Raw genomic sequence first — 12031 nt, forward strand, 5'->3', positions numbered from 1 at the left:
TAGTTTAAAACCCTCCACCGGCTCCACCTGAGCCTTCGTTATTTCGTTGGTTTGTTGTTACTTTAGTCACCGTAAAAACGACTTATGAAGAACTGGTTTCGTGCAATATCCACTGCTGCTGCGATTTTCTCCAGCCTGGCCTTCCTGCCTGGGCCGATTGCCGATTCCACCGTAGAGGACATCGAGTGGATGACCTGGGAGGAAGTCGCCGATCAAGTTGGGGACAGCCAAAAGAAGACCCTCTTTAATATTTACACGGATTGGTGCGGCTGGTGCAAACGCATGGATCAGCAGACCTTCAATGCACCGGGCATAGCTGAATACATCAACGCGAACTTCTACCCGGTCCGTTTCGATGCGGAGCGCAAAGCGCCCATTACTTATAAAGAAAAGACTTACGGATACGTCGCTTCTGGCAAGCGGGGGTACCATGAGTTTGCGGCAGAGCTGCTGCGCGGCCGGATGAGCTTCCCTTCCGTGGTTTTTATAGATGAGGAAGGCAACCTCCTCCAATCCATAGTTGGGTACAAGTCGCCAGAGGAGTTCGAGCGCATCCTTACTTATTTTGCAGAGGACCACTACAAAAATACACCGTGGTCCATTTATCAGAAACAGTTTGAGCCCCGCCTTATCCGTGACAAATAAGCTGCAGCTCTGGCCTCCCAATTGTGCTTCTGAACATAAAGGGGCAGGTGTCCGCACCTGCCCCTTTATCGTGAGCGCCCCCCTTAACGCCGGCGTTTGGTAATGCCCAGTACGCCAAGCAGCCCCCGGGTCAGCTCCCGGGCCACTGTCCGCCCGATTTGGCGGGTTGTTGGGCTGTTCAGGATTTGCTCAAAAGTGCTTGGCTCTGCCTGCTGCCTTCTGCGGGAGCTAACCTTCTCTGCTTTTTCCTGTTGAGCTTTCAGCTCTGCCTGCTGCTCCGCTTCCTGTGCCAGTGCAATCTTTTTGGCGAGCATCTCTTCGGCGCTCTCCCGGTTGACCTGTTCGTTGTAGCGGGCTGCGATGCGGGAACGGCCCACAAAACCGTTCAGCTCATCTGCCGTCAGCACATCCATCCTCGATTGGGGCGCCCGCAGCATGGTATGCACCAATGGAGTGGGAATGCCCTTCTCATTGAGGGCGGTGAACAGCGCTTCCCCTATCCCAAGCTCGGTCACAAGCGCGGCTACGTCATAAAAGGCGGAGTCCGGATAGTTTTGTGCCGCTAGCTTAATGGCTTTCCGGTCTTTGGCCGTAAAAGCGCGCAGGGCATGCTGCACCTTCATGCCCAATTGCCCGAGGACATCCTCCGGGATATCAGCAGGGTTTTGGGTCACAAAGAAAAGCCCCACACCTTTGGAGCGGATGAGCTTGACGATGACCTCTATCTGGTCTAGGAGGGCATCCGAAGCTTCTTCAAAAACCAGATGGGCTTCATCAATAAAAAGCACGAGCTTGGGCCGGTCCAAGTCGCCTTCCTCAGGGAAGTTGGCATAGATTTCGGCCAAGACCTGCAGCATGAAGGTAGAGAAAAGCTTGGGGCGGTCTTGTATATCAGTGAGGCGGAGGACAGAGACGATCCCCCTGCCCTCGGCATCAACCCGGCACAGATCATCTACATCAAAAGAGCGTTCGCCAAAGAAGCGTTCTGCACCCTGCTGTTCCAGCTCGATGATCCGGCGCATAATGGCGCCAACAGAAGCTGACGAGATGCGCCCGTACCGCCCTTCCATCTCTTCTTTGCCCTCATTGATGGCATATTGCAGCACCTTTTTCAGGTCCGCTAAGTCTAGCAAGGGCAGCTGCTCATCATCACAGTACTTGAACAAGACCGCGATGATGCCAGCCTGCGTATCGTTGAGGCCTAGCATTTTGGAAAAAAGGACAGGCCCGAATTCGTGCACAGTGGCCCTAAGCCTGAGGCCCGGCTCATCAGACAAAGTCAAGAACTCGACGGGGCTGCTGCCGGCTTCAAACGGGTAGCCGATTGCCTCGTGGCGCTCATCAATTTTGGGGTGGCCCTTGCTTGCTACCGCAATGCCGCTCAGGTCGCCTTTTACGTCCATCAATAAAGAAGGGACCCCTGCCTGAGAAAGCTGCTCAGCGATGATCTGTAGCGTTTTGGTTTTGCCAGACCCTGTAGCCCCGGCAATCAGGCCGTGGCGGTTTACCGTTTTTAGCGGTATGCGCACAAGGTGCCCAGTCTGGCATTCCTTGCCGAGCATGGCCCCGCCCAGTACAATGCTAGGGCCTTTAAAAGAGTACCCCTGGCTAATCGTCTCCAGGAAAGCGTTTTGGTCAGCCATTTTATATTGGTTTTTCAGAAATATTGGCCCTAAAGTAAGAAAAAAGGGGCTATCACTATGTTGCTAGGAGCTACCGGCAGGCTATTCCCGGAGGTTCCAGTCTTCGAGGCGTTTCTCGAACTTCTTTTTGCTGAACGGCCAAAGATCGACATCGGCATTGGCCTCGAGCTCCGCTTCGAGCTCAGGTGGCATAAACCCTTTGAAGAAGTCGAGCCCGGTCATTTCTTCTACTTCGTCAATAGAAGCTGCGTATTTGTATAAGGGGTCATAGCTAATGGAGTTGGGCAGTACGAAACCGATGCCCCTCAGCCCGGGCTCTTCAATGTCTAGCAAGACCTTAAAGAACCCGCCAGGTATGGTCACTTCGTTGCTGCCGAGCGCACCTTTGGGCGCCATCTTGAGCAGTGGCCCGGTCACCACATAGAGGGTGCCCGAGGCTTTAGCCCATTCTCTGGCCAGTTCCTCCAGCTCCCGCCATATCCCTCCATTAAACTGGCGGGCCTGAGGGGAAATATTGCTCATTAGGAAAGTCTCAGACATAGCAGCTTTGCTGTAGGCGCGGTCGGCTGCCGGAACGAGGTGCCCCCGGTCATAGCCTGTGCCCCGGTAGTCTTCGGGCAAGGCGGAGGAAGTCTGAATGGCCGGGTCGGCGCGGAAATCATCTGTGCGGTCTACCCAAGGCTGTGCGAGCTCTTCCCTTGTCAGTTTGTAAGCGGCCCACTCGGCCTGTTCATGGGCTTCACTGTAAGATAGGGAAAACCCTTTATGATGTACCACCTGGCCGCTCCCCCCAGCCGGCAGGTAATAGCGGTCTTCTGCTTCTGGGGGCACTGGTTCGAAAGCTCCTCCGGAAAAGAGGTTGAACAGAAAGAAAAGCCCTGCAATCAGTGCTCCGAATATGCCTACCCGGACCGCCGTGCCGCTGCTGCCCTTTCCATTGCGCTGATGGTTCATCCTTAGCTTCGCCATAGTTCGTTTTCGGCAAAGTTACAATTTTCGGCAGCGGGTTAAAGGTCTACGCTCCGGGTTAAGAAAGAAATGCCCTGCTGCCCAGAGGCGGAGATCATGACCGCTTCGACAAGGGGCGGGTGCGCATCCGGGGCCAGCCAGCTGAAGAGGAAATTGGCGCCGGTGCCCCCATCCCGGTCTGTGTCGTCAATGACAATCTCTACCGTTTCCAGGGGTGCGAGATAGATGGGGGTGTCGAAATAGGTCCGGATCAGCTCCCCATGAGTGTCATAGTAACGGGCATAGCCCAGGTAGATGCTGTCTGAAGGGTTGATGTTGCGCATGCTCACGGTGACGGTGAGGTCATAGGTCATCCTTTCGGTACGCACATAGATCTGTGAATAAACCGGCAGGTAGGCTTCTGCCCAGGACAGGCTGTCAGCGGCGGGGGGCTGAGCTTTGCGGCGGGACCAGTTGACCGGGTCAACGGAGCTGAGCTCCATCTCAGGTTGGCAGCCTCCTAAGATGAAAGGGGCGAGGGCAATTGAAGCCCAATAAAACAGCGTTTTCATAGGCGGCGGTTATTGCTGGGCAGAGATGAGTTTTTTCACAGCGGCGGCGGGCTGTATCAACCTTCCGGTCTCTTTGGTTTGCCGGGTCTCTTTGCCGGTGCTTTTGAGCAGTTCGTAGGCTTCCTCGTGGCCCAAGTCAGGCTCTAGGCTTTTTAAAAGCCCGAGCAGCCCGGCCACGTAAGGGGTAGCCATAGAGGTCCCGTTGTAGCTGGCATAATTGTTATTCGGCACCGTCGAGTAAATATCTACGCCGGGAGCGGCAATGCCCCGGGACAGCCCGCTAACCTCATTAGAGAAAACAGCCCGGTCAAGGTTTGGGCCTATCGCGCTGACAGTAATGACCCCTGGGAGGTTGGCAGGCACAAATTTGCGGGCATCCCGGTTGCTGTTGCCTGCTGCCACGACGATGATGGCCCCGCTTTCCAGTGCATAGTCTACTGCTTTGCGGTATGCCCGTTCTTTGGCTTGGCTGGAGGGCCCGCCAAGGGACATAGAGATGACGTCTGCGCCAGCATCCGCTGCTTTTATCATGCCAGCGATTATTGACCTTTGGGTGCCCATGCCGGCCGCGTTCAAGACTTTCACGCTGGTCACGGCCACATACTGGCCGCCCAGGCTGAAAGAAGCCACGCCCAGCCCGTTATCGGTCACTGCAGCTGCGATGCCTGCACAGTGGGTGCCGTGCCCACGGGGGTCGTTGTCATCGGCAGGGTCGAGTGAACGGTACTGCCCTTCCAGGTCTTCGTGCGCAGCGTCTACGCCAGTATCCAAAATGGCGATCAGTGCCGTCTGTTTGGCTTTTGGGGCATCCTTCCGCAACAGCTCGTAGAGCTCGTTGACAGCCATGGCATCAAAGCCCCACTGCTGCTCCAGGCCGGGGTCGTCCACTCCATAAACCTGGCGCGGGCTTTTGCGCTGCCCGCCGGGCAGCGGCGCGATCTGCACCACTTCATTGGGCTCCACCCAATCTACTTCGGGTATGCTCTGCAGCCCTTCAATGATGTCTTCGATTTTATGGAGCTGCCCCCTTGGGATATCCACTGCAAGGTAATCGTCCAGTTCGGTAACTGCTGCGTGCTGTGGGGCAAAAGCAGGCGAAAAAGAAAGCCCGTATTTGAAGGCGATTGCATCAAGGGCAGCGGCATCCGCCCCCTCCCCTAATTCGAGCAGGAGCTCTGCTTCTGCATCATAAGCCGGCATCTGCACTGTTGTGGAAAGGGATTGTGGCATTACCATGCCCGCATAGCCCAGCAGCCCAGCAGAAAGGGCGATCGAGCCGGCTATAAACCAAGAGCGCTTATGGGCGGAAGCCATAGCTGCAGCCCCTACAGCAGCGAGTACGGAGAAATCGCGGAAGAGCGCCCATAGCATTTGCCCGGCGCCGGCACCCGAAAGCAGTACCGTCAGAAGGTAGCTGCCCAAAGCGCTAAAAAACAGGTACTGCAGACGTTGCCCGGCAGGCTCCCGGTAGCGGTAAAGGAACCAGGAGACGAGTGCAGCTGCAGTAGCCAGAAAGGTGATCGGGTAGATCATGTCAGTATGGTTTGTTCCAAAAGAATTACCCCTCAAGGTAGGCAAAAGCTGACCTATAGACAAAACAATACGGCCAACGGGAAAGGTCGGCTGGCCAGCCAAAAGCCTGCTGCTTGCAAAGAATCCTTTAGCTATATTCCGAATAAGCCGAACGGAACCCTAACTTTGGCCCAATCAAAAAACAGACCCAATGGCAACCCATCAACGCTCACAAGACCTTGTACTGCTGCTGCTGCGCGTCACCTTTGGTGCAAGCATGATCATCGGGCATGGCTGGCCCAAGTTCTTAAGGCTGACCGGAGGAGAAGAGATCCGGTTTATGGATTTCATGGGCCTGGGGCCCGAAATATCCCTAGGGCTGGCTGTTTTCGCAGAGCTCATCTGTGCAGCCCTGCTCATCTTAGGCCTCTTCACCCGCTTGGCGGCCGCGCCTCTGGTTTTCACTATGCTGGTCGCCATATTCAAAGCACACTGGGGCGACCCTTTCTCCGACATCGAGGGCGCACTGCTCTACCTCGTCCCTTTCATTTGCTTGATGATCGCTGGGGGCGGGCAATATGCCTTAGACAGCCGCATGCAAAAACTGTTTTAGCAGGAATTTAAAAAATACAGCACCTATGTCAATGATACGTACGGGCGCAGCCCTCCTTTTGATGGCCCTGATGGCAGCTTGTGGCGGGCCGGCCCCTGTCCACGAGGGATACCCGGTGTTTCAGGGCGAGACGATGGGGACTTACTACCGAGTGACTGCCGGCCTAAAAGATACCCTTGGGGTACAGGCTAGCCTCGACTCCCTCCTCAGGGCGCTCAACCTGGAAGTCTCCACCTACATCCCCCAATCGACCATCTCCCGCTTCAATCAGGCAGACAGCCTATTGGAGCTATCTGTCGATCCCGTCACTGGGGCAGCGAAAAAGGGGGGCAATCCACATTTTTTGGCCAACTACAAAGCAGCGCTCAGCATCTACGAAAAGACAGCAGGCTACTTTGACCCTACGGTGATGCCGCTCGTCAATTACTGGGGGTTTGGGTATACCGAAAAACGTAAAGTCACTGAGGTGGACAGCTTCCTGGTAGATTCCCTTAAGGCACAAGTAGGCATGGAGAAATTGTCCCTCGAAGTATATGATGACGGGGCGGTCCTTCGCAAGTTGCAAAAGGGAATTCAGCTCGACTTTAGCGCTATAGCGAAAGGCTATGGCGTAGACCTCATTGGGCAGTTTTTGGAAGAAAAAGGCTGCTCCAATTACCTTGTCGACATTGGAGGAGAAGCCTTGGGCAAAGGGGAGCGCCCTGGCGGCGGCCCTTGGAAGCTCGGGATCAACACCCCGGAAGAGCAAGCCGGGCTGGATGATATACAAATTGCGGTGCCCCTAAGGGACCAAGCCCTGGCGACATCCGGCAACTACCGTAATTTTTATGAATCTAACGGCGTGAAGTATAGCCATACCATCAGCCCGAAGACGGGCTATCCGGAGCGGAATACCCTGCTGAGCGCCAGTGTTTTTGCGCCAAGCTGCACAGAAGCCGATGCCCTGGCAACTGCCTTTATGACGATGGGGGCAGACAAAGCCTTTGAACTGGCCAGCAGTATGCCCATGGTAGAAGCTTATTTTATCGTCAGCACCGAAGATGGCAGCATGGATGCCCGCTTTACGGCCGGCCTGGCTAGCATCATTCAACAATAGACCAAAATATTGACATGGACTTATCACTCGACAGAGACCTTATTTTCCTAGACCTTGAGGCCACCGGCCTCAGCGTTGTAAAAGACCGGATTGTGCAGATCGGCATGATCAAGTACCCAAAGGGCGGAGGGCCTCCGCAAGAGCTTGACATGCTCATCAACCCCGGTGTGCCAATAAGCGAAGAGGCTATGCAGGTGCACGGCATCACGCCCAAGGACGTCGCTTCCAAGCCTACATTCCAACAAGTCGCTCAGGAAATTTTTGATTTTATCGGCTCTGCAGACCTTGCTGGCTACAATTCCAACCGCTTCGACATCCCAATGCTTATGGAAGAGTTCGGGCGGGTCGGCATCTCATTTTCAATGGACCGCCGCCGGAGTATCGATGTGCAGCGCATTTTTTACAAAATGGAGCCCCGGACCCTGCGGGCAGCCCTAAAGTTTTATTGCGGCAAGGACATGGAAAACGCACACGATGCACTTGCCGATGTGCGCGCCACGGTGGATGTGTTCATGGGGCAGCTGGAGCGTTACCGGGAAGAGGACCATATCGATGAAGATGGCAACGTCACCCCTACTCCGGTCAGGGAAGACATACAAGCCCTACACGATTTTACCAACGATCTGCGTTATGCGGATGCCACCCAGAAAATGAGGTACGAGGCAGATGGCTCTATCGTCTTCAATTTTGGGAAATATAATGGGCAGCCGGTGGGCGAAGCGCTGAGCAAAGACAAGCAGTACTACAACTGGATTTTGAACAAAGAATTTACCATGCAGGTAAAAGAGATCGTAAAAAAACTGGTCCGGGAATATGAGCGCGAGCAACGCAATAACGACTAGCCGCCTGGCAGCCGCATTGGCCTTATTGGCTTTGGCTTTCGGCACCGGCTGCTACGAGCCCGAAACAGGCTGCCTGGATGTAGAGGCGGTCAATTACAGCTTTTCTGCAGACGAAGCTGACCCCGCAACCTGTACCTATCCGGAGCTGCGGCTACAGTTTCAGCATCTGTATTCAGAAGCGGATACCGTGCTGCCCTTCCGTCTGAACGATGGCATTTATACGGATATGAACGGGCAGCCATTTAGGGTTGGAGCGTTTACGTTTTACGTATCTGAACTGCGCCTGCTGAAGCCCGATGGCAGTGGGCTGATTGTGGAAGACCGTTTGGACATTTATGTCAACGGGCCAAATGGGCAAATCTTGAAGCGCAATATCGAAGACAACTTTGCCTTGGCCTCCCCTGCCACAGCGAGCGCTATCGAGATGGGGACGCTGCGCAGCTCAGGTACGCTGAGCGGTATAAGCTTCAAAATTGGCATCGATGGGCAGACCAATCTGGCCATAGCCGATTCGATACCCCTGGCCCACCCTTTGGGCGTAACAGATACCCTGCTGTATTTTGGGCAAGACTCCGGTTATGTCTATCAGTACATCGAGCTCTTTAGGGATACTACGGCCGCCGATACCCTGCCTGTCGCCTTGCGTATTGGCACTTTCGACAACCTCGTGACGCTGCAGCAGGACATGATGGTAGAAAAGGTCCCTGGCTTCCATTTCCGGGTACTTGTCAATATTGACTACAGCAAATGGCTATCGGGCATTGACGTAGCCAATGACAGCCCCGCTGCTTTGGCCCAAAAAATTGTCGCGAATACAGCAGAAGCCTTTACAATAGCCGAAATAGTACTGGAAGATGACTAAATAGTACCAACCCTAAAGCCGCGCCTGCCGTTTATATGGGTGAATTGTTTTATTTAAATCCTATCTGACATGAAATTGCTATCGCGCTTTTCTTTACTGGCCTTGTCTGCTGCTCTGCTTTTCTCTGCTTGTGGAGGGACTGATGACAACACCGCGCCCGACACCGGGCGGATCACCCTCAATGCTACGGCCACCTATGGCAGCCTGCCTTTGGTGATGTTCGATCAAAACTACGACTACGAAGACGGCATGCAGTTTCAAATGCAGCTGTTCCAGACTTACCTTTCCGACATAGAGCTGGTCTATATGGAAAATGGGGCCGAAATGACGGAGCCCCTGCTAGATGTTGCCTTGGCTGAATTCGGCGACATCTACACCATTGCAGATGCAGAAGCAGGCATAGAGGTGGTTAAGACCGATGTGCCTGCCCGCAACTATACCGCCCTGCGCTTTGGCGTAGGCGTTTCGCCAGCGCTCAACGCTACTGTGCCGCCCGATTATGAGGTGACCCACCCGCTAGGGCAAAACTACTGGGAGGATGCAAACAGCTACATCTTCTTCAAGTTTGAAGGGAATGCAGATTTGGACGGCTCTGGAGGTTTTCAAGATAAGCTGACTTTCCATGTTGGCGGAGACAACAACTACAACAGCATTGAATTCACGGGGGCCATTGATATAGCCCCTGATGGGGAAGCCGTGCTGAACCTCAACTTCGATATGGAGAAGCTGCTCATCCGCAGCAATGGCGATTACGTTGACTTCCGCCAAGTGCGGCAGGCACACTCCAATACTGCACCGGCTGCCGTGTTTATGGGCGAGAACATGCCTAATGCACTAAGCCTGACCCGATAATTGTGGCCCGCTCTGCCCATATCAGCGCTTTGGCTTATGCGCTGCTGCTCAGCCTTGTACTTGGCAGCTGCGGAGGCGAGCTATCCGTGCCTGTCGATGGGCAAGGAAGCGCATTGGAAGCTCCAGCGCATTTTGTGAAACTGCCCCGAGAGGTAACCGAACAGGCTACGGTGGCTAAAGCGGACTTAGGCAAACGCCTCTTTTTCGACCCCATCCTTTCGGCTGATTCCACGGTCTCCTGTGGAAGTTGCCATCTGCCCGAGCTGGCTTTCACCGATGGCAAAGCCATTGCGGTAGGCATAGCGGGCAGGCGAGGGCAGCGCAACGCCCCTACCCTTGCCAATTTGGCTTGGGCGGGCGACGGGCTCTTCTGGGACGGGCGCAGCCCGGGGCTTGAAGCCCAGGTTTCGGACCCCATCCACAACCCTAATGAGCTAGGTTCGGACTGGGCTACGGTAATCAGCCGGCTTAGGGGGCAGGCTGATTACCAAAAAGCATTCCGCTCAGCTTTTGGGGCTTCAGCCCTCATCGACTCTTCCCTTGTCAAAGAAGCCCTTGCGCAGTATCAAAGGGCCCTGATCAGTGCAGAGAGCAAATACGACCGGGCTATGCGGGGGGAAGCTGTGCTCACCGCATCTGAAGCTCGGGGCAAGCACATTTTCTTTGATTCCTCTGCGGAGCTGCCGGACGGCGAGTGCGGGCATTGCCATACCCCGCCCCTTTTCACGGATCAGACGTATATGAACAACGGTGTTCAGGAACAATCCGGTAGCTTTGAGTATGCCGATGCCGGCCGTGGCGGCCATACAGGGATACGGTTCGACAATGGCCGGTTCCGAGTCCCTTCCCTTCGCAATATCGCGCTGACGGCACCTTATATGCACGATGGGCGGTTTGCTACCCTGGAGGAAGTCGTTGCGCACTACAACCGCGGCGGCCACCCCGGGCCCAATGTGGATCCAAAAATCCGCCCCCTTGGCTTGTCGGCATCCGAGCAAGCCGATTTAGTCGCTTTTTTGAAAACCCTTACGGACACTGCTTTTGTTGAGTACCATAGCCGTTCAAAAAATACGCTTCAATGATACCGCTGTACAAAAAAATATTCTTCTTCGGGGCATTCGCCCTCGCCCTTGGTTTCACTGCCTGTGATGACGAGCCCGCTGGGCCAGACGGTTGTGCCAACTGCCCTGCAGAGCAGCCTATAACGGGAGAATACAACCCCACGGCTTACAGCTTTGACTATTTGCCCGACCGGTTCCCAAACCCTATCATCCCTCCCGATAACCCGATGACAGAAGAGGGCATTGCGCTCGGGCGCATGCTCTTCTACGACCCCATATTATCGAGGGACAGTACTATTTCCTGCGCTTCCTGCCACCTGCAATCGTTGAGCTTCACAGATGGTGCGGCAGTGAGCATTGGGATAGATAACCGGGAAGGGGTGCGCAGCGCTATGCCTTTGGTCAACCTGGCTTTCAACCCTCGTGGCTTCTTCTGGGACGGGCGCTCTGCGACGCTTGAGGAACAAGCCCTGATCCCGATCGAAGACCACCGGGAGATGGATGAGTCTTGGGATGTTGCAGAGGAAAAGCTCAGGAGGCATACGGCTTACCCTCAGTATTTCCGGAAAGCATTTGGCGTAGAGTACCCTTCAGAGATCACCCGGGAGCATGTTGTCAAGGCGCTCGCACAGTTTGAACGCACCTTGATCAGCTACAATTCCCGTTTCGACAAGGTGGTCTGGGAACAGCAGGGCTGGCCAACAGACTTAGAGCAGGAGGGGCGCGATTTATTCTTTGTAGAGACCGCCCTGCCTACTCAGGAGCATCCGGGCTGTTCGCACTGCCACGGCAGTAGCCTTTTTACAGAGAACAACTTTTTCAATAACGGCATCTCTGATGTGGAAGGCCTTGAGGCCTTTGCAGACAAAGGGCTTGGCGGGTTTAATGGCAATATTTATGACAATGGGAAATTCCGGGCGCCTACCCTGCGCAATATCGCCTTGACGGCTCCTTATATGCACGACGGCCGGTTTGCTACGCTGGAGGAAGTGCTTGACAGCTATGCCCAAGGAGGGCATGGTGTGCCCAATGAAGACCCCAATATTCAGCCGTTCACGCTTACGGACGAGCAAAAGGAGGCTATGATCGCTTTCCTCAATATGCTGACGGATACGGCTTTCACCAATAACCCAGCTTTCGCTGACCCCTTTAAATAGGAAGGGGCTGAACCAAAATATCGCAGGCGTTTATGCTTTTGGGGCTCTAGTGCCTCAAGCCATAAATCCTTGCCACCCCAAGTTTCGTTCTTTTCCGCCTACTCTTCGTTAAAGAACCGCTCCTTTAGCTCGGGCTAAAGTCGCGAACCTTCGCCTTGATTAGCCGGAAAATAACTTCAACTTAAGTATCAGAGATTTATGGCTTAAGGCACTAGCCTGGCATTGGCC

General features: G+C 54.6%; 12 protein-coding genes. 8 read left to right on the forward strand and 4 right to left on the reverse strand.

The genetic code is table 11. The annotated features are described in order from the left end of the window. Positions 1-84 precede the first annotated feature (84 nt). A complete protein-coding gene (locus FRY97_RS01300) occupies positions 85-645 on the forward strand; it encodes a thioredoxin family protein (RefSeq protein WP_147165605.1) in 561 nt (186 codons plus the stop codon). Positions 646-728: 83 nt separating this feature from the next. Here the strand turns inward: FRY97_RS01300 and FRY97_RS01305 are convergent, their stop codons facing one another. The 4 genes from FRY97_RS01305 to FRY97_RS01320 form a co-directional block, all read right to left on the reverse strand. Beyond that, the gene (locus FRY97_RS01305) at positions 729-2288 is read right to left on the reverse strand and encodes a helicase HerA-like domain-containing protein (RefSeq protein WP_147165606.1); all 1560 of its coding nucleotides are present in this window, start codon (positions 2286-2288) and stop codon (positions 729-731) included. An 81-nt stretch (positions 2289-2369) separates the two neighbouring features. Continuing rightward, positions 2370-3257: a DNA/RNA non-specific endonuclease gene (locus FRY97_RS01310; protein ID WP_147165607.1), complete on the reverse strand. Its 888-nt coding sequence runs from the start codon at positions 3255-3257 to the stop codon at positions 2370-2372. A 38-nt stretch (positions 3258-3295) separates the two neighbouring features. After that, positions 3296-3808 carry a DUF3124 domain-containing protein gene (locus FRY97_RS01315; protein ID WP_147165608.1) on the reverse strand — a complete coding sequence of 171 codons (513 nt, stop codon included), beginning with the start codon at positions 3806-3808 and terminating at the stop codon, positions 3296-3298. A gap of 9 nt (positions 3809-3817) precedes the next feature. Next, positions 3818-5341, reverse strand: coding sequence for a S8 family serine peptidase (locus FRY97_RS01320; RefSeq protein WP_147165609.1), 1524 nt, complete (start codon positions 5339-5341; stop codon positions 3818-3820). A 190-nt stretch (positions 5342-5531) separates the two neighbouring features. Here FRY97_RS01320 and FRY97_RS01325 point away from each other — a divergent pair, with 190 nt between their 5' ends. The 7 genes from FRY97_RS01325 (at position 5532) to FRY97_RS01355 (ending at position 11803) form a co-directional block, all read left to right on the forward strand. Beyond that, the gene (locus FRY97_RS01325) at positions 5532-5933 is read left to right on the forward strand and encodes a DoxX family protein (RefSeq protein WP_147165610.1); all 402 of its coding nucleotides are present in this window, start codon (positions 5532-5534) and stop codon (positions 5931-5933) included. Positions 5934-5958: 25 nt separating this feature from the next. Beyond that, positions 5959-7029 carry an FAD:protein FMN transferase gene (locus FRY97_RS01330; protein ID WP_147165611.1) on the forward strand — a complete coding sequence of 357 codons (1071 nt, stop codon included), beginning with the start codon at positions 5959-5961 and terminating at the stop codon, positions 7027-7029. A 14-nt stretch (positions 7030-7043) separates the two neighbouring features. Continuing rightward, on the forward strand, positions 7044-7871 hold the full coding sequence (locus FRY97_RS01335; protein ID WP_147165612.1) for a 3'-5' exonuclease: 828 nt from the start codon (positions 7044-7046) through the stop codon (positions 7869-7871). After that, complete coding sequence (locus tag FRY97_RS01340; protein ID WP_147165613.1) at positions 7843-8733, forward strand: MbnP family protein; 891 nt, start codon at positions 7843-7845, stop codon at positions 8731-8733. The genes FRY97_RS01335 and FRY97_RS01340 overlap by 29 nt, the downstream gene beginning before the upstream one ends. 69 nt (positions 8734-8802) lie before the next feature. Next, positions 8803-9585 carry an MbnP family protein gene (locus FRY97_RS01345; protein ID WP_147165614.1) on the forward strand — a complete coding sequence of 261 codons (783 nt, stop codon included), beginning with the start codon at positions 8803-8805 and terminating at the stop codon, positions 9583-9585. A gap of 2 nt (positions 9586-9587) precedes the next feature. After that, complete coding sequence (locus FRY97_RS01350; RefSeq protein ID WP_147165615.1) at positions 9588-10667, forward strand: cytochrome-c peroxidase; 1080 nt, start codon at positions 9588-9590, stop codon at positions 10665-10667. Next, a complete protein-coding gene (locus FRY97_RS01355; protein WP_147165616.1) occupies positions 10664-11803 on the forward strand; it encodes a cytochrome-c peroxidase in 1140 nt (379 codons plus the stop codon). The genes FRY97_RS01350 and FRY97_RS01355 overlap by 4 nt, the downstream gene beginning before the upstream one ends. Positions 11804-12031 lie beyond the last annotated feature (228 nt).

The organism is Phaeodactylibacter luteus, assembly GCF_007993045.1.
Taxonomy (GTDB): Bacteria; Bacteroidota; Bacteroidia; order Chitinophagales; family Saprospiraceae; genus Phaeodactylibacter; species Phaeodactylibacter luteus.